The sequence below is a fragment of the Streptomyces sp. NPDC088812 genome (genome assembly GCF_044750285.1).
Classification (GTDB): domain Bacteria; phylum Actinomycetota; class Actinomycetes; order Streptomycetales; family Streptomycetaceae; genus Streptomyces.
The window spans coordinates 232,854-253,914 of the sequence record NZ_JBIVJP010000003.1; the positions used below are offsets into that span (position 1 = coordinate 232,854).

The window sequence follows — 21,061 nt, forward strand, 5'->3', positions numbered from 1 at the left end:
CGGGTCGCCTCCTGCACGGACCTGGAGATGCTGGGCACCTGGCTCGACCGCTCCCTGACCGCGTCGACGGCCGAGGAGCTGTTCGACGAGTCGTAGCGACACCCGGCCCGTGCACTGTGGAGGCAACTGATGGCCACGTACACCCCCCGTTTCCCCGGCAGCGGCACCATCATCGAGGAAGCTTTCATCGAGGGTGAGGCCCGGGGTGAGGCCAAGGCCATCATCCGCGTCCTCGAGGTGCGCGGGATCGAGGTCCCCGATGCCGCTCGGGAGCGGGTCGCCTCCTGCACGGACCTGGAGATGCTGGGCACCTGGCTCGACCGCTCCCTGACCGCGTCGACGGCCGAGGAGCTGTTCGACGAGTCGTAACCCGCGCCCGCAGGGACAGCGGGGCGCGGCACGCTCCCACGACGTGCCGCGCCCCTTCCCCGTTCCCCCGCGTCAGGCGGTCTCGAGGGCCGGCAGCGTGCCCGACTTCGCCGCCTGGCCGTACCACAGCGCGCTCGACTTCGGCGTACGGGCGAGCGTGGCGTAGTCGACGTACACCGCGCCGAACCGCTTCTCGTAGCCGTACGCCCACTCGAAGTTGTCCAGCAGGGACCACAGGAAGTAGCCCCGCACGTCCGCGCCCTCGGTGATGGCGCGGTGGACGGCCCGGAGGTGGCCGTGCAGGTAGGAGATGCGGTCCGGGTCGTGGACGCGGCCGTCCGAGTCGGGCTTGTCGTCGTAGGCGGCGCCGTTCTCCGTGATGTAGAGCGGCAGGCCGGGCGCCTCCTTCGCATAGCGCGTGATCAGCTCGTGCAGACCGGTCGGGTCGACCGTCCAGCCCATCTCGGTGCGCTCACCCGGCGTCTGGTGGAAGGCGACGTCGTCCGCGCCCGGCCAGGGGCTGTGGTCACTGGTGCCGTGGCCGTCCGACCGCGGGCCCTTCGGGTCGGCGTCCGACGCCGAGACCAGGGTGGGCGTGTAGTAGTTCAGGCCCAGCGCGTCCAGCGGCTGGTGGATCGCCGCCAGGTCGCCGTCGAGGACGTACGACCAGTCGGTGAGGGAGGAGGTGGCGGCGAGGAGCGTCTCCGGGTACGCGCCGTGCAGCAGCGGTCCGTGGAAGACGCCGTTGGCGAGGTCGTCGATCTTCCGGGCCGCGACCAGGTCCCCCGGCGACTGCGACAGCGGCCGCACCACGGACGAGTTGAGGCTGATCCCGACCGAGTTGCGGGCCGGCATCACCGACCGGAGAGCCGTCGTGCCCAGCCCGTGCGCCAGGTTCAGGTGGTGGGCCGCCCGCAGGGACGCCACCGGGTCCGTGCGGCCCGGCGCGTGCACGCCGGACGCGTAACCGAGGAACGCGCTGCACCAGGGCTCGTTGAGCGTCATCCAGTGCTCCACCCGGTCGCCGAGCGCCTCCCCGACGATCTGCGCGTACTCGGCGAACCGGTACGCCGTGTCGCGCTCCGGCCAGCCGCCCGCGTCCTCCAGCTCCTGCGGGAGGTCCCAGTGGTAGAGGGTGACCGCCGGCTTGATGCCCTTCGACAGCAGCTCGTCGACCAGGCGGCGGTAGAAGTCCAGGCCCACCTGGACCGCCGGACCGCGGCCGGTCGGCTGGACCCGCGGCCAGGAGATGGAGAAGCGGTACGCCGACAGGCCGAGCTCCGCCATCAGCGCCACGTCGTCGCGGTAGCGGTGGTAGTGGTCGACAGCGATGTCACCGGTCTCGCCGCCGGCGGTCTTGCCCGGCGTATGGCTGAAGGTGTCCCAGATCGACGGGGTGCGGCCGTCCTCCCGCACCGCCCCCTCGATCTGGTACGCGGACGTCGCGGCGCCCCAGAGGAAGGCGGAAGGGAAGGACACCGGGTTGACCGGCTGTGCGGACTCGGACATGGAAGCGCTCCCATGGGTGGTCGTCGAGGTCGTCGAGACCGACGGAGGATGGGGGGAAGAAGTGCGGGTGCAGAAAAAGGGGGCCGAGGCGGCGCTGACCCGGCCCCCGGGAAGTCGCTGGGATCGGCGGCGGGCGTCAGCCCTTCACGGCACCCTGCATGATGCCGCCCACGATCTGCTTGCCGAAGATCGCGAAGACCAGCAGCAGCGGCAGCGTGCCCAGCAGCGCCCCCGCCATGATCAGGGACTGGTCGGGTGTGAACCCGCGGCCCAGGCCCGCGACCGCCACCTGCACGGTCGGGTTGCCGGTCTGGCTCAGCACCAGGAACGGCCACAGGAAGTCGTTCCACGTCTGGACGAACATCAGCATGCCGAGCACCGCCATCGCCGGACGCGCCGCGGGGAACACCACGTGCCACACCACGCGCCAGCTGCTCGCGCCGTCCACCCGGGCCGCCTCGATGATCTCGTCCGGCAGCGCCTGGATCAGGTACTGCCGCATGAAGAACACCCCGAAGGCGCTCACCAGCGACGGCAGGATCACCGACTGGAGCTGGTCGGTCCACTCCAGCTTGGCGACCATCATGTACAGCGGGATGATGCTCAGCTGCGGCGGCACCATCATCGTGCCGATGACGATCAGCATCAGCGCGCCGCGGCCCTTGAAGCGCAGCTTGGCGAAGGCGAACCCGGCGATCGTGGAGAGGAAGACGATCGTCACGGCCGACGTCCCCGCCACGAACGTCGTGTTGACGAAGGCGGTGCCGAGGTTGGCGTCGTTCCAGGCCAGGTCCAGATTGTTCATGAGGTTCGAGCCGAACCAGAACGGTGGCGGCGTCTGCGCCAGCCGGTTGCTGTCGCGGGAGGCGGCGATCGCCGTCCACACCAGCGGGAACAGCGAGCCGATGGTGAACAGCGCCAGGATCAGGTAGGCGACCGGCCCGGCGTGCAGCGTGCCGCCGGCGCGGGCCGACCTGGGCCGCCGCCCGCCCGGGGACTTCCGCGGGGTCGTGTCCGGCGGGGTCAGTGTCGTCGTCACGGCCGTACTCCTAACTACTGGCGCGCAGCCGGCGCGAGATGACGTAGTTGACGATGCCGATCACGATCAGGATCAGGAACATCGTCCAGGCGATCGCGGAGGCCCGGCCGAGGTGCTGGTTGACCCAGCCCTGCTCGTACAGGTACAGGCCCAGCGTCTGGAACTGGTGCTCCGCACCACCGGACGAGCCCTTGTTCGCGTCGAACAGCAGCGGCTCGCCGAACACCTGGCTGGCGCCGATCGTCGAGACGACGACCGTGAAGAGGATCGTCGGCCGCAGCGACGGCAGCGTCACGTGGAAGAACTGCTTCCAGCGGCTCGCGCCGTCCAGCGCCGCCGACTCGTACAGATCCTGCGGGATCGCCTGCATCGCGGCCAGGTAGATCAGCGCGTTGTAGCCGGTCCACCGCCAGATGATGATCGAGGAGACCGCGAACTGCGACGGCCACTTGTCCTCCTGCCAGTCGACCGCGTCGATCCCGACCAGGTCGAGCACCCAGTTGACCATGCCGTAGTCGCGCCCGAAGAGCAGCACGAAGACGAGCGAGGCGGCCGCGATCGACGTCGCGTACGGCGCGAGCATCACGACCCGGTAGAAGGTCGAGGCGCGCAGCTTGTAGTTGAGGATGTGGGCGAGCCCCATCGCCATCAGCAGCTGCGGCACCGTCGAGATGATGCCGATGGTCAGCGTGTTCTCCGCCGCGTTCCAGAAGAACTCGTCGTCGAAGATCCGCGTGTAGTTGTGCAGCCCCACCCAGGTCATGTCGGTGGGCGCGGTCATCTCCACCTGGTGCAGCGACGCCCAGCCCGTGTAGACCAGCGGGAACATGCCGAAGGCGAGGAACAGCAGGAAGAACGGGGAGACGAAGGCGTACGGGCTCCAGCGGATGTCGCGCTGCCAGCGGCGGGAGAGCCGGGCGCGCCGGCGCTGCTCCGCCTCCGCGGGCGCGGCGCCCTGTAGCGGGCGGCCCGGGGCCGCGCCCCCCTCCTTCACGGGGGGCGCGGCACTGTCGTGACGGGTGGTCATAGGAGTCACTGGTCCAGGCTGTTGTCGATGGTCTTGGTGGCCGTCTTCCAGGCCTCCTCCGCCGACTTGCCCTTCGTCACGAGGATGACGCCGTTGTCGGTCAGACCCTGCTGGATGATCTGGTCCTTCGGGCCGATCACCTGTTCCGGGGCGGCCTTCGCGGCCGCGGCGAAGATGGTGCCGATGGGGGCGTCACCGGTCATCTCGTTCTTGGCGCCGGTCACCTCGGGCATCGTGTACGCGCTCGGCGCGCTCGGGAAGGAGCCCTGCACCTTGAACAGCTTCGCCTGCTGCTCCGGCGCGGTCAGCCAGGCGACCAGCTTCTCGGCCTCCTTCACGTTCTTGCCGCTGGAGGGCACGGTGAGGAAGGAGCCGCCCCAGTTGCCGGACTTCGGGGCCACCGCGACGGCCCACTTGCCGACGGACTCCGGCTTCGACTTCCCCTTGAGGGTGCCGAGCATCCACGGCGGACACGCCACCGTGGCGAACTTGCTGTTCGCGATCGTCTGGTCCCACGCCGCCTGGAACTGCGTCGTGGACTGCACCAGGCCTTCCTCGGCGGCCTTCGCGGTCAGGTCGAAGGCGGCCTTGACGGCCGGGTTCGTCTTGTAGATGACCTCGCCGGAGGAGTCGTAGAACTTCTCCGTCTCACTGCTGAGAACGGCATTGATCAGACCACCGGGGGAGTCCATGAAGTACACGCCCTCGGGCGCCTTCTCCTTGAACTGCTCGCCGACCGACACGAACTTGTTCCAGTCGCCCGCCCACAGCTTGCCGACCTCCGCCGGGTCGGTGGGCAGACCTGCCTGCTCGAAGAGGTCCGTGCGGTAGCAGATGGCCATCGGGCCGATGTCGGTGCCGAGGCCGATCGTCTTGCCGTCCTTGGTCGTGGCCTGCGCCCACTTCCAGTCCACCCAGTTGCTCGCCTTCACGCCCGAAACCTTCGACAGGTCCTGGAGCTTGGCGCTCTGGGTCGACGTGATCTCGGCGATGTTGGCCACCTCGACGGCCTGCACGTCCTGCAGCCCGCTGTTGGTGGTGAGGTGGTTGAGGAGCGGCGGGTAGTAGTTCTCGTTCCGCTCGATGACCGTCTCGGCGATCTTTATGTTCGGGTTGAGCTTCTCGTACTCCGCGTAGAGCCCGGCCTCCTTGAAGCCCATCGTGCCGAAGAGTCCCAGCGTGATCGTGGTCTTGCCCTTGCCGTCTCCGGACGACGAACCATTGGAGTTCTCGTCGCCGCCGTCGTCGGCACAGCCGGCCAGCAGCCCGGCGCCCAGCGTCGCGACGGCCGCCAGGACCACCACCCGACGGGAGGTTCGGGTACGTGCTCGCATTACGTCCTCCTGTTGCCCTGACGTGCCGACCCCCCGGCCAACTGCATTGTTGGGCCCGTTAGTTTCTCGCTGCGGCTCGGGCGGGGAACGTGCGGGATGTGTATGTGTCAGGTACTGTGGGAGCGCTCCCACAGGTGATGTGTTGAAGAGTCGCCGGTTCGAGCGGGGGTGTCAAGGGCGGGGGTGCGGAGAGTTGCGTTCAGTTATCCGGCTGTTAGCTAACTCCCGGACAGCGATGCTTTTCGGCCGGGACGGCGGTCCCCCGGGGGTGGTCGTACGGCGTACGGCGGGCGCGGGTGGACGGCGTCCGGCGCGTGGGCGTGCGGGCGTCCGGGGCGGTGGGCGTGCGGCTTCCGGTGCGCGCCCGTGGGGGAGCGGACGCGGTGCCCGGCCGTGTGAACAGTGGGGACTGTTAGATTCCAGGCCAGCGTGATGACGAACGGCGGGAAGGCGGAGCCCATGGCAAGCCACGGAGCGCGGGGCCGGAGCGGTGGCCGGCCGACCCTCGAAGAGGTGGCCGCACGCGCCGGTGTGGGCCGGGGCACGGTCTCCCGGGTGATCAACGGCTCACCCCGGGTCAGCGACGCGACCCGCGCCGCCGTGGAGGCGGCGGTCGCCGAGCTCGGCTACGTCCCCAACACCGCCGCCCGCGCCCTCGCCGCCAACCGGACGGACGCCATCGCCCTCGTCGTCCCCGAGCCGGAGACGCGGTTCTTCGCCGAGCCGTACTTCTCGGACATGCTGCGGGGCGTCGGCGCGGAACTCTCCGACACGGAGATGCAGCTGCTGCTGATCTTCGCGGGCAGCGACCGGGAACGGCAGCGGCTGGCCCAGTACCTGGCGGCGCACCGGGTGGACGGCGTCCTGCTGGTCTCGGTCCACGCGGACGACCCGCTGCCGGACCTGCTCGCCCAGCTGGAGATCCCGGCCGTGATCAGCGGCCCCCGTTCCGCCGCGGAGACGCTTCCCTCGGTGGACTCCGACAACTACGGCGGCGCCCGTTCCGCCGTGGAGCACCTGCTGGGCCGGGGCCGCCGCCGCATCGCCCACATCACCGGCCGGCTGGACGTGTACGGCGCCCAGCGCCGCGTCGACGGCTACCGCGACGCCCTGCGCGACGCCGGGTGCGAGGTGGACGAGGGTCTGATCGAGCTGGGCGACTTCACCGAGGAGGGCGGCCGCCGCGCGATGGCCGACCTGCTCGCCCGTACGCCCTCGCTGGACGCGGTCTTCGCCGGTTCGGACGTCATGGCGGCCGGTGCCCGCCAGGTCCTGCGCGAGGCGGGCCGCCGCATCCCCGAGGACGTGGCCCTCGTCGGCTACGACGACTCCGCCATCGCCCGTCACATGGACCCGCCGCTGACCAGTGTCCGCCAGCCCATCGAGGAGATGGGCCGCAGGATGCTGGACCTGCTGCTCACGGAGATAGCGGATCGTCGTCCGGCGGTGTCGCGGGGGTTGGAGCGGCGTCAGGTGGTGCTGGCCACGGAGCTGGTGGACCGGGCGTCGTCGTAGTCGCCGTCGTGGCGGCGGAGGCCGTCGGCGGCCGGGCGGACGCCTTCGGGCGAGCCCGGCCGTCCCGGCCCGCCGGTACGGGAGAGCGGCGTGCCGGTATGGGAGAGGGGCGTGGGGGCGGCGGTGCTGCACCGCGGACGCCGGAAACGCATCAGCCGGTGACCTTCCTCGGAAGGTCACCGGCCGATGACTCAGGGTGAGTGACGGGACTCGAACCCGCGGCATCCTGGACCACAACCAGGTGCTCTACCAGCTGAGCTACACCCACCATGACCGGCGGTTCACTGGGTGGTTCACCGACCGGCCGAGAAAAAGTGTACAGGGTCCGAAGGGGTGCTCGCGCACGCCTTTCGCCGGGGCGGTTCGCGGGCCGTCTACCGGGCGGGCAGGACGTGCTTCGCGGCGATGGCCTTGGCGGTCTCCGAGTCCGGGCCGGGCTGCGGGACGAAGACGGCCTCGCGGTAGTAGCGCAGCTCGGCGATGGATTCGCGGATGTCGGCGAGGGCGCGGTGGTTGCCGTTCTTCTCCGGGCTGTTGAAGTAGGCCCGCGGGTACCAGCGCCGGGCGAGCTCCTTGATGCTGGAGACGTCGACGATCCGGTAGTGGAGGTAGTTCTCCAGCGTCGGCATGTCGCGCAGCAGGAAGCCGCGGTCGGTGCCGACCGAGTTCCCGCACAGGGGGGCCTTGCCGGGCTCCTTCACGTGCTGCCGCACGTACGCCAGCACCTGCTCCTCGGCGTCGGCCAGGGTCGTGCCGGCGGCGAGTTCGTCGAGCAGGCCGGACGCGGTGTGCATCTGACGCACCACCTCCGGCATCGTCTCCAGCGCCGCGTCGGGGGGCCGGATGACAATGTCCACACCTTCGCCGAGCACGTTCAGCTCGGAGTCGGTGACGAGGGCGGCAACCTCGATGAGCGCGTCGTCGGACAGCGAGAGGCCGGTCATCTCGCAGTCGATCCACACCATGCGATCGTTCATGCGACCACCCTAAGGCTGACGTCCCCCGATGGGCTGCCCCCGGTTCTGCCCGGACGAGGGGAGGACCGCCTCACGGCGTCTCCCGGTCGCCTCACGGAGGCTCCCGGCCGTCTCGCGGAGGCTCCCGGCCGTCTTACGGTCGCCTCATGGCGCCTCCCGGCCGTCTCACGGCAGCTGCCGGTCGCCTCATGGCGCCTCCCGGCCGTCTCATGGCGCCTCCCGGCCGTCTCATGGCGCCTCCCGGCCGTCTCATGGCGCCTCCCGGTCGCCTCACGGCGCCTCCCGGCCGCTTTCCCGCCAGGACGGCACGGCAGCGGGGGCGGCGAGGGCGTCGTCCGCCCCGCCGCCCCCGCCCGTCGGTCTCACATTCCGCTGCGCGGCCCCGGCAGCCCCGCCCGCGATCCCGCGTAGTCCCGCGGGTGCTCCGCCGGTCCGGCGGATCCGGCGCCGGTGGACGCCGACGCGGTGGAGCCCGCGGCCGCGCCCGCCGCCGTCCTGCGCACCTGGGGCGGCACACCGGGCTCGGGATGGAGGGCCGGTCCCGTCGTCAGTCCGCCGGCCGGGAGTGCCGCGACCGGCGCCGTCGGCTCGCTGTCGGCGGGCGGACGCTCGCTCTGTGGCCGGCGGGCCCGGTACGCCGCCCGGTAGGCGGCCGGCGAGGAGCCCAGCTGCCGGCGGAAGTGTCCCCGCAGGGCCACCGGCGAGCGGAAGCCGCACCGGCCGGCGACCTCGTCGACGGAGTAGTCCGAGGTCTCCAGCAGCCGCTGGGCCTGGAGCACCCGCTGGGTGATCAGCCACTGGAGCGGGGCGCTGCCGGTCAGCGACCGGAAGCGGCGGTCGAAGGTTCGCCGGCTCATGTAGGCGCGCGCGGCGAGCGTCTCCACGTCGAACTGCTCGTGGAGGTGCTCCAGCGCCCAGGCGACGACCTCGGCGAGCGGGTCGGCGCCGATCTCCTCGGGTAAAGACCGGTCGAGGTAGCGTTCCTGTCCGCCCGAGCGGCGCGGCGGGACCACCAGGCGCCGGGCGAGCGCGCCGGCCGCCTCGTTGCCGTGGTCCGTGCGCACGATGTGCAGGCACAGGTCGATCCCGGCAGCCGTGCCCGCCGACGTCAGGACGTCGCCGTCGTCGACGAACAGCTCCCTGGGGTCGACGTGCACCGACGGATAGCGTTTGGCCAGCGTCGGTGCGTACATCCAGTGCGTGGTGGCCGGACGGCCGTCCAGCAGGCCCGCAGCCGCCAGCACGAACGCGCCGGTGCACAGGCCCACGATGCGGGCGCCCTCCTCGTGCGCCCGGCGCAGCGCGTCGAGCGCCTCCGCCGGCGGCGGTGAGGTGATCGAGCGCCAGGCCGGCACGACGACCGTGCCCGCCCGCGAGATCGCCTCCAGGCCGTGTGGCGCGGTGAGTTCCAGGCCTCCCGTCGTCCGCAGCGGACCGTCCTCGCCGCCGCACACCAGCAGGCGGTAGCGCGGTACGCCGGCGTCCTGGCGGTCGATGCCGAAGACCGACAGCGGGATGGAACTCTCGAAGATGGGGCCGCCGCTGAACAGCAGCACGGCGACGATCTCCTTGCGGCGTCGCCCGGACAGCTTCCGGGCCGCGGCTTCCGGCGCGGCAGTGGAGTCGTGGCTCATCCTGCTAAGCCCCCCTCGGTGGTCGCGGCTCCTCGGTTGTGTCGCTCCTGCACGTTTCCCCTCGGTCCTGCACGAGTCCCCCGCCGTAGACAGTCAAGATCGAATCTACTGTGTCGTGTGATGCGGGAGTGGCCAGTTCAGCACCCGGCACATTGTCGACATGGCAACTTGGCGTGAAGCATTCGATCACGAAGGGTTGCACTCGTGGGGGGCGCAGGGAAGTGCGCCTCGTGGCGGTGGCCAATCTGCGTAGGGTGCACAGGGGCTCCGAGGCCCTTTCCGTGCAGGTGGAACGGTGCGTGGGGGGTGGTCGCGGCAAGGGATGCGCGGTATCCGGAAGTTGGCTGAAAAGATACGGGCGCGTGCGTGAAAACCGGTCAGCCGACCGGTGAGCTTCCGCCGTTGTGACGACCGCCACGGTGTGACCCCGTGCCACCGCGCCGACGTCGTCCCCCGGGGGCCGCGTGCGGGCGCCGGGTGCCCGGCGGGGCAGGTGATACGCCTGATGCCGGTGATCCATGAGACGCCTGTGAGACACCTGATGCGGAGCAGGAGGCGTCGGGCGACGGGACCCGCGCGCCTCGCAGGGCGCCCGGCGTCCCCGGGGCGCGGGAAGCGTGCGGTTCGTGCTCGTGCTCGTCCGCGGGCGCCCGCGCCGCGCACCGCTCGGACCGCCGCAGCAGCACCCGGCACACGGCCGTGACGGCGGCGAGCCCGAGGGCGGCGCCGGCGGCGCCGGCCGGGGAGGTGCCGTAGCAGAGGAGGACCGACGGGACCAGGACGCAGCTGAAGGCCGCCCAGCGGATGAGGACGGTGGTGCTGTCACCGCCGGGGCGGGTCCCGGGGGAGGGGCGGGACGAGGGCATGGGGCGGGCTCCTCCCTGGGCGATGGTCACCGCGTTCAACGCCTGTCCGGCCCGGTCGGTCACTCACACGGTGAACGGCGGACACATGAATCCTGTGCAAACCGCCTGTACGGGGCAGCAACCATTGCGTTACGGGCGCCCCCTCGTGCATGCTCCCTGGAACCCCCAGCGGACCACGCGCGGGATCTGGGCCGACGAGGCGTGCCGCCGTACCCTTGGGGGTATGGGGTCGGGAAGACGATTCCCGGACACACCTCCGCCGCCCCAGCTCGTCCCCTCGTCTAAGGATCGATACGCCGAGACAGCCATGGCCGGTCACGAATTCTTCGAACCCGCGGACCGCAAGCGGCCGGTCGCCGACCCCACGGCGGCCGATCCCCTGGCGGCGGAAGAGGCACGCCACACCTGCGATCCCGCCTTCAAGCACGGCGTCGTCGTCGGCTTCGACGGCTCCACCTCCAGTGAGCGCGCCCTCGCGTACGCCATCGGCATGGCCCATCGCTCCCGCGCGGGCCTGATCATCGTGCACGTCGCCAACCGGCTGCCCACCACGGTGTGGGCCGGCTGCGAGCCGCCGGTCTTCGTCGACGTGCCGGACCACCGCACCGAGGTGCTCGGCCTGGAGCTCGCCTGCGCCGAGTACCTCGCCGAGGTGCCGTGGATCCTGGTCGAGCGCGGCGGCGACATCTGCCACGAACTCGAAGAGGTGGGGCGGGAGTACGAGGCCGACGCGATCGTCGTCGGCTCCACGCACGGCATCGTCGGGCGGATCTTCGGCTCGGTCGCCGGGCGGCTCGCCAAGCGGGCGCAGCGGCCCGTCGTCGTCATCCCGTGACGCCCCTCTCGGCAACGCCCCGCCCTCCCGCGGGAGATGAGCCGGCGGCGCCCCGGGGAACCCCTTTGTGCACACGTGAACCTACTCGCGCGTAGAGGTGTTTGTGCTCTTGTGAAGGGCATATAACGCTCACCGCACAACTGCACAAAGGATGAAGGGAGCCCGCCGTGGACAACGACGTCTCTGCGGGAAGCACCACCACGATCGTCGGCCGACTCGCCCTGGGCATCACCCTGTTGGCACTCGGACTCGGGTACACCGACCTGATCGACGGCGTGACGGCGGCGGACGCCGTACCCCTCGCCCACTACGTCGGCGGCGTCGCGCTGTTCGTCGCCGGCCTCTTCGCCTTCCGGGACCGCGACACGGTCACCGGCACCTCCTACGCGGCCCTCGGCGCCCTCTGGTTCACCTGGGCGGTCTCCGCCGGGTCGCCGGTCTCCGACAACGCCGCCGGACTCTTCCTGCTCCTGTTCGCCCTCGTGGCGCTCTCCCTGACCGCCGCCGGGGGCGATCCCCTCGGCCGGGCCGCCTACGGGCTCCTCACCGTCGCCCTCGTCCTGCTCGCCGTCGCCCGCTTCGCGGACAGCGGCGCTCCGGCCCGGGCCGGCGGCTGGTTCGCCGTCGCCGCGGGAGCGGTCGCCTGGTACGCGGCGACCGCGGCCCTGGCCCACTGGCCGACCGCACTGCCCCGACGCGCTGCCGGCCGGGGAGTGACGGCCACCGGCTGATCGCAGCGGCGGGCCGGGGCGATCGGACTCCCCCCGGTCCCTACAGGGAACGACCCCCGTGGAGGTGGCCCACGGGGGTCGTTCACGTTCGGGCGGCCGGAAGTCCGCGTCGGACCGGTGGACCTACTCCACCGTCACCGACTTGGCGAGGTTGCGCGGCTTGTCGATGTCCCGGCCCAGGGCCTTCGCCGTGTAGTAGGCGAGCAGCTGGAGCGGGATGCCCATGAGGATCGGGTCGAGCTCGTCCTCGTTCTTCGGGACGACGATCGTCTGGTCGGCCTTCTCCTGCTCCTGGTGGGCGACCGCGAGGATCCTGCCGCTGCGGGCCTTGATCTCCTCCAGGGCGGCGCGGTTCTTCTCCAGCAGGTCGTCGTCGGGGACGATCGCGACCGTCGGCAGGGCCGGCTCGATCAGGGCCAGCGGGCCGTGCTTGAGCTCGGAGGCCGGGTAGGCCTCCGCGTGGATGTAGGAGACCTCCTTGAGCTTCAGGGAGGCCTCACGGGCCACCGGGTAGCCCCGGACACGGCCGATGAAGAGCATCGAGCGGGCCTCGGCGAACTGCTCGGCCAGCTTCTTGATGTCCTCCTCGCCCTTCAGGATCTCGGCGATCTGGGCGGGCAGCTTGCGCAGGCCCTCGATGATCCGCTTGCCGTCGCGCACGGACAGGTCGCGGGTGCGGCCCAGGTGCAGGGCGAGCAGCGCGAAGGCGACCGTGGTGTTGGTGAAGCACTTCGTGGAGACGACGCAGACCTCGGGGCCGGCGTGCACGTAGACGCCGCCGTCGGCCTCGCGGGCGATCGCCGAGCCGACCACGTTGACCACGCCGAGGACCCGGGCGCCCTTGCGCTTGAGCTCCTGCACGGCGGCCAGCACGTCGTAGGTCTCACCGGACTGCGAGACGGCGATGTACAGGGTGTCGGGGTCGACGACCGCGTTGCGGTAGCGGAACTCGGAGGCGGGCTCGGCGTCGGCGGGGATACGGGCCAGCTCCTCGATCATCTGGGCGCCGATCATGCCCGCGTGGTACGAGGTGCCGCAGCCGAGGATCTTCACGCGGCGGATCTGGCGTGCCGCGCGGGCGTCCAGGTTGAGGCCGCCGAGGTGCACGGTGGAGAAACGGTCGTCGATGCGGCCGCGCAGCACGCGGTCCACGGCGTCGGCCTGCTCGTGGATCTCCTTGTGCATGTAGGTGTCGTGGCCGCCCATGTCGTAGGAGGCGGCCTCCCACTCCACGAGGGTCGGCTCGGCGGTGGTGCGGGTGCCCTCGGTGGTGTAGGTGCGGAAGTCGTCGGCCTTGAGGGTGGCCATCTCGCCGTCGTCCAGCGTGACGATCTGACGGGTGTGGGCGACCAGGGCGGCTATGTCGGAGGCGACGAACATCTCCTTCTCGCCGATGCCGAGGACGACCGGGGAGCCGTTGCGGGCGACGACGATGCGGTCGGAGAAGTCGGCGTGCATCACGGCGATGCCGTAGGTGCCCTCGACGACGCGCAGCGCCTCGCGGACCTTGTCCTCCAGCTTCTCGGCCTCGGAGCGGGCGATCAGGTGGACGAGGACCTCGGTGTCGGTCTCGGAGAGGAACTCGACGCCGTCCGCCTCCAGCTTGCGGCGCAGGTCGGAGGCGTTGTCCACGATGCCGTTGTGGACGACGGCGACCTTGAGGTCGGCGGACATGTGCGGGTGGGCGTTGACGTCGGAGGGGGCGCCGTGGGTGGCCCAGCGGGTGTGGGCGATGCCGGTGGTGCCCTTGAAGCGGGCCGGGACCTTCGCCTCCAGGTCACGGACGCGGCCCTTGGCCTTGACCATCTTCAGGCCGGCCGTCTTCGGGGAGGTGACGACGATGCCCGCGGAGTCGTAGCCGCGGTACTCCAGGCGCTGGAGCCCCTCCAGGAGCAGGGGGGCGACGTCACGCTTCCCGATGTATCCGACGATTCCGCACATGTATACGTATTCCTCAAGTCCCGTTGGATGGTGCCGGCCGTGATGCCGACCGTGGTGGCGGCCCTGATGCCGGCCGTCAGCCGTAGACGATGCGCCGCAGCTGCCGGAGCGTGAGCTCGGGCGGGGCGACCGCTCGGTAGTGCAGGTCCGCCTCGATCCGTTCGAAGATCTCCGCGTTGACCAGGCCCTGGGTCTGGAGTTCGCGGTGGCGGCGACGGACGTAGTTCTCGGTCGTCTCGTCGAAGTAGGCGAGCACGTCCTGGATCACCCGCAGCGCCTCGCCCCTGTTCAGGGGGGAGGAGCGGGTCAGATGATCTACAAGTTCGTCGTGCACCCGGTAGATCCTGGGGTACCGCGGCGGCTTTCGCAAGATTCCTGCCCGAAATCGGGCAACCGCCTGTTAATGATCTTTGGGCGAACGTTGAAACTCTCATGAGGGTCTGTTCTTGAGCCGTCCATCCCCGCGCCTGCGACCCGTTGCTCGAGGAGACCAGTTTCAGACGCCATGGACATTCCTCGCATGGGCGTACCCGAGCAGCTCGCCGGACGCATGAACATGGCCGAGCAGCACGAGTACCTGCGCTCCCGCTTCTCCCGGCGCACGATGATCCGGGGCGGCGCGGTCACCCTGGGCGCCGTCACCGGTGGCGCGTTCGTGACGGGCGCCACCGCACAGGCCGCCCCCCGGACGGCCACGGCCACGAGCGCCGAGAAGGTCGACGGCGCCCTCGTCGCCCCCTTCGGCCGCCACCTCGCCTACGGCGCCGACGCGCGCACGGAGATGACGATCTCCTGGCAGGTGCCGGTCGCCGTGGACAAGCCGTTCGTCCGTATCGGCGCCCACCCCTGGGACCTCTCCCGCAAGATCGAGGCCGAGATCCGTACGCTGTACACCCCGGCCGGCGTCGGCGCGAGCGGCGACCACACCCAGTACTACGTCCACGCCAAGCTGGCCCGCCTCCAGCCCGGCCGTACGTACTACTACGGCGTCGGCCACGCCGGCTTCGACCCGGCCGCCCCGCACCTGCTCGGCACGCTCGGCACCTTCACCACCGCCCCCGCCAAGGCCGAGCCCTTCACCTTCACCGCCTTCGGCGACCAGGGCGTCAGCTACCACGCCCTCGCCAACGACGGCCTGATCCTCGGCCAGAACCCGGCCTTCCACCTGCACGCCGGCGACATCTGCTACGCCGACCCCTCCGGCGCGGGCAAGACCACCGACACCGGCTACGACTCGCGCACCTGGGACCTCTTCCTGGCGCAGACCGAGACGGTCGCCAAGCAGGTCCCGTGGATGGTCGCGTACGGCAACCACGACATGGAGGCCTGGTACTCGCCCAACGGCTACGGCGGCGAGGAGGCCCGCTGGGTCCTCCCCGACAACGGCCCCGACCAGGCGAACCTCCCCGGCGTCTACTCCTTCGTCCACGGCAACACCGCGGTCATCTCCCTCGACGCCAACGACGTCTCCTTCGAGATCCCGGCCAACCTCGGCATCTCCGGCGGCACCCAGACCACCTGGCTGGAGGCGCAGCTCAAGAAGTACCGGGCGGCGAAGGACATCGACTTCGTCGTCGTCTTCTTCCACCACTGCGCCTACTGCACCTCCACCGCCCACGCCTCCGAGGGCGGCGTGCGCCAGGAGTGGGTGCCGCTGTTCGAGAAGTACACCGTCGACCTCGTGATCAACGGCCACAACCACGTCTACGAGCGCACCGACGTCCTCAAGGGCGGCGAGGTCGTCAAGAAGCTGCCGATCGGCGGCACCGCCTACCCCGAGACCGAGGGCGTGGTCTACGTCACCGCGGGTGCGGCCGGACGCAGCCTGTACGCCTTCAGCGCCGACCAGTCCTACGAGGGCCACGAGAAGGACCTCGAGGCCGTCTCCTCCTACGTCGTCCAGAAGGGCGGCAAGCAGACCGAGACCGTCGCCTGGTCGCGGGTGCGCTACCTCGACTACTCGTTCCTGCGGGTCGACGTCACCCCCGCCGCGAAGGGCCGCTACGCCACCCTGAGCGTGAGCGGCATCGCCGAGACCGGCGAGCGGGTGGACCACTTCACGGTGGCGCGCCGGGCCAAGTAGCACAGCACGACGGGCGCCCCCGAGGACCGTACTCGGGGGCGCCCGTCCGTCCCTGTCAGAACCCCGCGATCGGGTTCTTCAGCGTGCCGACCAGCTGGAGGGCGCCCGACGGGTCCGCCAGGTCCACCATCTGCTTGTTGTTGCGCAGCTGGAGCCGGTTGAGGCAGGACAGCGCGAACTCGGGGGCGAACATGTCGTACTGCCGGAATTTGTCGGCGAGTTCGGGCGTCGCCTCCTGGTACGCGCGGGTGACCTCGGCGACCGTGCGCCAGAAGTCGTCCTCCTCCAGGATTCCCTCGGCGGCCAGGTTCGCCGCGAGGAAGCGGAAGAAGCAGTCGAAGACGTCCGTGAAGATCGACAGGAGTTTCTTGTCCTCCGGGACCTCCACGCGCAGCCGCTCGACCGTCGGCGGCAGCACCGCGTCCGGGTCCATGACCGCGATCTCCTCGGCGATGTCCTTGTACACCGCCCGCTGCACGGCCCCGTCCTTCAGCACCAGGATGGTGTTCTCGCCGTGCGGCATGAAGACCAGGTCATAGGCGTAGAAGCTGTGCAGCAGGGGCGTGTAGTACGCCTGGAGGTAGGCGCGCAGCCACTGGGTCGGGGACTGGCCGGACCGCTCGATCAGCGCGCCGGCCACCGACCTGCCCTCGTGGTCCAGGTGGACCAGCGAGGCCATCGTCGCGAGCGTCTCTCCCTCGCGCAGGGAGGGCACCGGGCTCTCCCGCCACAGCGCGGCCAGCATCTTGCGGTACGGCGAGTAGCGGTCCGTCGCCGCCTCGTACTCCAGGTGCCGGTAGCCCACGGCCGCCCGCTCCCGGATGATCGACAGGCCCGTCGACTTCAGCACCGGGTCGTTGTCGATGAGCTGCGCCAGCCAGTCGTTGATCGCCGGGGTCGCCTCCATGTACGCCGCCGACAGGCCGCGCATGAAGCCCATGTTGAGGACGGACAGGGCCGTCTTCACGTAGTGCTTCTCGGGGTGCGAGGTGTTGAAGAAGGTCCGGATGGACTGCTGGGCCAGGTACTCGTCGTCGCCCTCGCCCAGGCACACCAGGTTCCTCCGCGCGATCTCGGCGGCGAAGGTGACGGACAGCTTGTTCCACCACTGCCAGGGGTGGACGGGCATGAGGAGGTAGTCGGCCGGGTCGAGGCCCTGCTCGCGCAGGACGCCGTCGAACCGGTCGACCGTCGCCTCGCCCAGCTCCTGCCGGACGAACGACTCGTACGCGATGCCGACGCCCGCCGTGAACGCCGCCCGCGACCGGTGCGCGGCCAGCCACACCAGACGGACCGGGCTCGCGGTCTCCGGCGCGTACGACAGGTACTCGTGGATGCCGAAGCCGAGCCGCCCGTTGTTGGCGACGAAGCAGGGGTGGCCCTCGGTCATCCCCGTCTCGATCGCCTGGAAGTCCGCGCGGGCGAGCTCCGCCGAGGTCGCCTGCGGTTTGGTCAGCTTGTAGCAGGTGCCGGAGAGGGTGGAGGAGATCTCCTCCAGGTAGACCGGCAGGATCTCGTCGCTCAGCCCGAGCGCGGCGCGCAGCTCGATGAAGAAGTCCAGCGCCGCGACCGGCAGGTCGGCGCCGTCCCGGGTACGGGTGATCGAGCCGGCGTCGACCTGCCAGTGGTCCAGGGCGCGGCGCACGGCGGTGAAGCGGTAGGACGTCAGGCCGTCGTCGCTGCGCACGACGTACCCGTCGCCGTCCCGCTCGGGCGTGATCAGCCGCTCGTGGGCGAACTCGGCGAGGGCTTTGCGGACCAGGAGGCGGTTGGCCTTCTCCCAGCGTTCGGGGGTGAGGTGGGCCACGGCGTCGGCGAGGCTCACGGCTTCACCCCCGTGGCGGCGGTGAACCGCTCCCGCGTACAGAAGCTCAGCAGCGCTTTCTTCTCCGGCTTTTGGATCTCCCGCTCGGGGACGAAGCCGACGGCCTCGTTCAGGGCGTGGACGGCCTTGTTGGAGACGTCCGGCTCGACCACGACCCGCTCGACCGCCGGGTCGGCGAACAGGTGCGCCATCACGGCGGTGATCACCGCGCGGGTGAAGCCGTGCAGGGGCCGGTCGGTGGGGGCGACCAGGAAGTGCATGCCGACGTCGCCCGGCCGCGGCTCGTACAGGCCGACCAGCTCCCGGTGGGCCGGGTCGTAGTACTCCATCAGGAAGGCCGGCTCGCCGTCGTGGAGGCCGAGCAGGGCGTGGTGGTGCTCGTCCGCCGCGATCTCCATGTACGCGCGCTCGACGTCCTCCAGTTTCGCGTCCTGCATCATCCAGAAGGCCGCCTTGGGGTGGGTGACCCAGGCGTGCAGCACTTCGGCGTCCTCGATCGGGTCGAGGGGGCGCAGGGTGAGGGGGCCGATGGTCGTGGTGGTGGTCATACGGCGAACTCCTGGAAGGCGATCGTCTTCTCGACCGGGTAGTACTCGCCGCCGAGCAGCTCACGGATGATGCAGCTGTTGCGGTAGGCGCCCATGCCGAGGTCGGGGCTGGTGATGCTGTGCGTGTGCACGCCCGCGTTCTGCAGGAACACACCGCGGCCCGTGGTGTCGATGGCGTAGTTGCGGGCGACGTCGAAGTTGCCCCGGGAGTCGTAGCGCAGCCGGTCGCGGACCGGTGCGAGGAACTCGGGCTCGGCGTAGTGGTAGCCGGTGGCCAGGACCAGGCCCTCGGAGACCAGCTCGTAGTCCTTCTCCTGCTCCTCCTGGCGGAAGGACAGGGTGTAGGAGCCGTTGTCGTACGTGGCGCCGTTCAGGGACGAGTTGGTGAGCAGGCGGGTGGGGACCGGACCGCCGAGGTTCTTCTGGTACAGCAGGTCGAAGATCTCGTTGATCAGATCGCCGTCGATGCCCTTGAAGAGACCTTTCTGCTCCGCTGTGAGCCGGTAGCGGGTGGCCTCCGGCAGCGCGCGGAAGTAGTCGATGTACTCCGGCGAGGTCATCTCCAGCGTGAGCTTGGTGTACTCCAGCGGGAAGAAGCGCGGGGAGCGGGTGACCCAGTTCAGCCGGTAGCCGTGGACGTCGATCTCGGCGAGGAGGTCGTAGTAGATCTCGGCGGCGGACTGGCCGGAGCCGACGATCGTGATCGACCGCTTCCGCTGGAGCTCCGCCTTGTTCTGCACGTAGCGGGAGTTGTGGAAGAAGTCGCCGCCCAGGCCCTGGCAGGCCTGCGGGACGTGCGGCGAGGTGCCGGTGCCCAGGACCAGGTGCCGGGCGCGGTAGACGTCGCCGGCGGTGGTGCGCACGGAGTAGAGCTCGTCCTCGTAGGTCACCTCGGCGACCGTCGTGGAGAAGCGGACGCTGCTCAGTTTGTTCGCGGCCCAGCGGCAGTAGTCGTCGTACTCGACGCGCAGCGGGTAGAAGTTCTCCCGGATGTAGAACGAGTACAGCCGGCCCTTCTCCTTCAGGTAGTTGAGGAAGGAGTACGGCGACGTGGGGTCGGCGAGGGTGACCAGGTCCGACATGAACGGGGTCTGGAGGTGGGCGCCCTCGAGGAACATGCCGGCGTGCCACTCGAAGTCCGGCTTGGACTCCAGGAAGACGGCGTCGAGCTCCTCGATCGGTTCGGTCAGACAGGCCAGGCCGAGGTTGAAGGGGCCGAGCCCGATGCCCACGACGTCGTAGGCGTCTTTCGTGGTGTCGGTGGTCTCAGGAAGCGCGGTCAAGGGACTCTCCCAGGTACTGCTCGGCGTGGCCGGCGATCAGGTCGAGGACGGCGGCGATGTCGGCCGGCGTGGTCTCGGGGTTGAGCAGGGTGAACTTCAGGTACTGGCGGGCGCCGACCTTGGTGCCGGCGACGACCGCGTCACCGGAGGCGAACAGGGCCTTGCGGGCGTAGAGGTTGGCGCGGTCGATCTCGGCCGGGTCGGTGACGGCCTGCGGGATGTAGCGGAAGACCAGGGTGGACAGCGTCGGCTGGACGACGACGTCGAAGCGCGGGTCGGCGGCCAGCAGCTGCCAGCCCTCGACCGCGAGGTCGCACACCTCGTCGAAGAGCTGCCCGATGCCGTCGGCGCCCATCACGCGCAGGGTCATCCACAGCTTCAGCGCGTCGAAGCGGCGGGTGGTCTGGAGGGACTTGTCCACCTGGTTGGGGATACGTTCCTGCACCATCCGGCGCGGGTTCAGGTACTCGGCGTGGTAGGTGGCGTGGCGCAGCGTGGACGCGTCCCTGACCAGCACGGCGGAGGAACTCACGGGCTGGAAGAAGGACTTGTGGTAGTCCACGGTGACGGAGTCGGCGCGCTCGATGCCGTCGATGCGGTCGCGGTACTTCACCGAGGCGAGCAGTCCGCAGCCGTAGGCGGCGTCGACGTGCATCCACACGCCGTACTGGGCGCACAGCTCGGCGATCTCGGGCAGCGGGTCGATGGAGCCGAAGTCGGTGGTGCCCGCCGTGGCGACGACGGCCATGGGGATCAGGCCGTTGCGTGCGCAGCGCTCCAGCTCGTGGGCGAGGGCGACGGTCTGCATGCGCTTGTCGTGGTCGACGGGGATGGTCACCACGGCGTCCTGGCCGAGGCCGAGGAGTTTCGCCGACTTCTTCACGCTGAAGTGGCTGACCTCGGAGGCGAAGATGCGCAGTTTCGCCAGGGAGTCGCTCTTGGTCTCGTCGCGGGCGAGCAGCAGCGCCTGGAGGTTGGACTGGCTGCCGCCGGAGGTGAACACGCCGTCGGCCAAGGCGCCGAGGCCGATGCGGGCGGCCGTCCAGTCGATCAGTTTGCGCTCGATGAGCGTGCCGCCGGCCGACTGGTCCCAGGTGTCGAGGGAGGAGTTGACGGCGGAGAGCACCGCCTCGCCGAGCACGGCCGGGATGACGACCGGGCAGTTGAGGTGGGCGAGGTAGCGGGGGTGGTGGAAGTAGATGGCGTCGCGGAGGTAGACGTCCTCCAGCTCGTCCAGGACCGCCGCCGTGTCGTACAGCGGCTTGTCGAGGTCGATCTCCTCGATGCGGGGGGCGAGGGCGTCGACCGTGACGCCGGTGAACGGACGGTCGGTGGCGGCGAGTTTGGCGGCCACCCGCTCGACTCCTTCGGTCACGGAGCGGCGGTATTGCTCCGCGGTGGTGTCGTTGAGCAGGTGCGAGCGCATGGTGGGGGTCCTCCGATGGGGACGGTCCGCTGCGGTTACGGACTCAGGGGCGGAACCTCAGGTTCAACTTAGGTTAGCCTAACCTAAGTAATGTGATCGCAATCCAGCCGTGACGGTGA

17 protein-coding genes and 1 tRNA gene are annotated in these 21,061 nt (G+C 70.2%); 5 read left to right on the forward strand and 13 right to left on the reverse strand.

Annotated elements, in window-relative coordinates:
- Nucleotides 1–129 precede the first annotated feature (129 nt).
- Entirely contained in the window at nt 130–369 is a 240-nt protein-coding gene (locus ACIP67_RS07210) for a hypothetical protein (RefSeq protein ID WP_401688635.1), read from the forward strand.
- A gap of 72 nt (nt 370–441) precedes the next feature.
- Here the strand turns inward: ACIP67_RS07210 and ACIP67_RS07215 are convergent, their stop codons facing one another.
- The 4 genes from ACIP67_RS07215 to ACIP67_RS07230 all read right to left on the reverse strand — a co-directional run bounded on the left by ACIP67_RS07215 (nt 442) and on the right by ACIP67_RS07230 (nt 5,278).
- Entirely contained in the window at nt 442–1,878 is a 1,437-nt protein-coding gene (locus ACIP67_RS07215) for a GH1 family beta-glucosidase (protein ID WP_401688638.1), read from the reverse strand.
- Nucleotides 1,879–2,014: 136 nt separating this feature from the next.
- Nucleotides 2,015–2,917 carry a carbohydrate ABC transporter permease gene (locus ACIP67_RS07220; RefSeq protein WP_401688640.1) on the reverse strand — a complete coding sequence of 301 codons (903 nt, stop codon included), beginning with the start codon at nt 2,915–2,917 and terminating at the stop codon, nt 2,015–2,017.
- Nucleotides 2,918–2,927: 10 nt separating this feature from the next.
- Nucleotides 2,928–3,944, reverse strand: coding sequence for a carbohydrate ABC transporter permease (locus tag ACIP67_RS07225; protein ID WP_401688643.1), 1,017 nt, complete (start codon nt 3,942–3,944; stop codon nt 2,928–2,930).
- 5 nt (nt 3,945–3,949) lie between these two features.
- On the reverse strand, nt 3,950–5,278 hold the full coding sequence (locus ACIP67_RS07230; protein WP_401688646.1) for an ABC transporter substrate-binding protein: 1,329 nt from the start codon (nt 5,276–5,278) through the stop codon (nt 3,950–3,952).
- 459 nt (nt 5,279–5,737) lie between these two features.
- Here ACIP67_RS07230 and ACIP67_RS07235 point away from each other — a divergent pair, with 459 nt between their 5' ends.
- Nucleotides 5,738–6,793: a LacI family DNA-binding transcriptional regulator gene (locus tag ACIP67_RS07235; RefSeq protein WP_401688649.1), complete on the forward strand. Its 1,056-nt coding sequence runs from the start codon at nt 5,738–5,740 to the stop codon at nt 6,791–6,793.
- A gap of 195 nt (nt 6,794–6,988) precedes the next feature.
- Here the strand turns inward: ACIP67_RS07235 and ACIP67_RS07240 are convergent.
- The 3 genes from ACIP67_RS07240 to ACIP67_RS07250 form a co-directional block, all read right to left on the reverse strand.
- Nucleotides 6,989–7,061 (reverse strand) — tRNA-His (locus ACIP67_RS07240).
- Between the two features lie 106 nt (nt 7,062–7,167).
- Nucleotides 7,168–7,770 carry an oligoribonuclease gene (gene orn / locus ACIP67_RS07245; protein WP_389512727.1) on the reverse strand — a complete coding sequence of 201 codons (603 nt, stop codon included), beginning with the start codon at nt 7,768–7,770 and terminating at the stop codon, nt 7,168–7,170.
- 362 nt (nt 7,771–8,132) lie between these two features.
- Complete coding sequence (locus ACIP67_RS07250) at nt 8,133–9,404, reverse strand: helix-turn-helix domain-containing protein (protein ID WP_401688653.1); 1,272 nt, start codon at nt 9,402–9,404, stop codon at nt 8,133–8,135.
- A gap of 1,173 nt (nt 9,405–10,577) precedes the next feature.
- Between ACIP67_RS07250 and ACIP67_RS07255 the strand changes: the two genes are divergently transcribed.
- Both ACIP67_RS07255 and ACIP67_RS07260 read left to right on the forward strand, forming a co-directional pair.
- Nucleotides 10,578–11,105 carry a universal stress protein gene (locus ACIP67_RS07255; RefSeq protein WP_401688656.1) on the forward strand — a complete coding sequence of 176 codons (528 nt, stop codon included), beginning with the start codon at nt 10,578–10,580 and terminating at the stop codon, nt 11,103–11,105.
- Between the two features lie 167 nt (nt 11,106–11,272).
- The gene (locus ACIP67_RS07260) at nt 11,273–11,836 is read left to right on the forward strand and encodes a GPR1/FUN34/YaaH family transporter (protein ID WP_401688659.1); all 564 of its coding nucleotides are present in this window, start codon (nt 11,273–11,275) and stop codon (nt 11,834–11,836) included.
- A 123-nt stretch (nt 11,837–11,959) separates the two neighbouring features.
- Here the strand turns inward: ACIP67_RS07260 and glmS are convergent, their stop codons facing one another.
- Nucleotides 11,960–13,777, reverse strand: a complete 1,818-nt coding sequence (gene glmS, locus ACIP67_RS07265) for a glutamine--fructose-6-phosphate transaminase (isomerizing) (RefSeq protein WP_401688662.1) — start codon at nt 13,775–13,777, stop codon at nt 11,960–11,962.
- A gap of 76 nt (nt 13,778–13,853) precedes the next feature.
- On the reverse strand, nt 13,854–14,111 hold the full coding sequence (locus tag ACIP67_RS07270; RefSeq protein ID WP_389512878.1) for a hypothetical protein: 258 nt from the start codon (nt 14,109–14,111) through the stop codon (nt 13,854–13,856).
- A 186-nt stretch (nt 14,112–14,297) separates the two neighbouring features.
- Here ACIP67_RS07270 and ACIP67_RS07275 point away from each other — a divergent pair, with 186 nt between their 5' ends.
- Nucleotides 14,298–15,860, forward strand: a complete 1,563-nt coding sequence (locus ACIP67_RS07275) for a purple acid phosphatase family protein (RefSeq protein ID WP_401688664.1) — start codon at nt 14,298–14,300, stop codon at nt 15,858–15,860.
- A gap of 55 nt (nt 15,861–15,915) precedes the next feature.
- Here ACIP67_RS07275 and ACIP67_RS07280 read toward each other — a convergent pair whose 3' ends face one another.
- Genes ACIP67_RS07280 through desA form a run of 4 tightly spaced genes read right to left on the reverse strand, consistent with a single transcriptional unit; the run spans nt 15,916 to nt 20,942 of the window.
- Nucleotides 15,916–17,685, reverse strand: a complete 1,770-nt coding sequence (locus ACIP67_RS07280) for an IucA/IucC family protein (protein WP_401688667.1) — start codon at nt 17,683–17,685, stop codon at nt 15,916–15,918.
- Entirely contained in the window at nt 17,682–18,233 is a 552-nt protein-coding gene (locus tag ACIP67_RS07285) for a GNAT family N-acetyltransferase (RefSeq protein ID WP_401688670.1), read from the reverse strand. The genes ACIP67_RS07280 and ACIP67_RS07285 overlap by 4 nt, the downstream gene beginning before the upstream one ends.
- Nucleotides 18,230–19,516, reverse strand: coding sequence for a lysine N(6)-hydroxylase/L-ornithine N(5)-oxygenase family protein (locus tag ACIP67_RS07290; RefSeq protein ID WP_401688673.1), 1,287 nt, complete (start codon nt 19,514–19,516; stop codon nt 18,230–18,232). Before ACIP67_RS07290 ends, ACIP67_RS07285 begins: the two co-directional genes overlap by 4 nt.
- Nucleotides 19,500–20,942, reverse strand: coding sequence for a lysine decarboxylase DesA (gene desA / locus ACIP67_RS07295; RefSeq protein WP_401688676.1), 1,443 nt, complete (start codon nt 20,940–20,942; stop codon nt 19,500–19,502). The genes ACIP67_RS07290 and desA overlap by 17 nt, the downstream gene beginning before the upstream one ends.
- Nucleotides 20,943–21,061 lie beyond the last annotated feature (119 nt).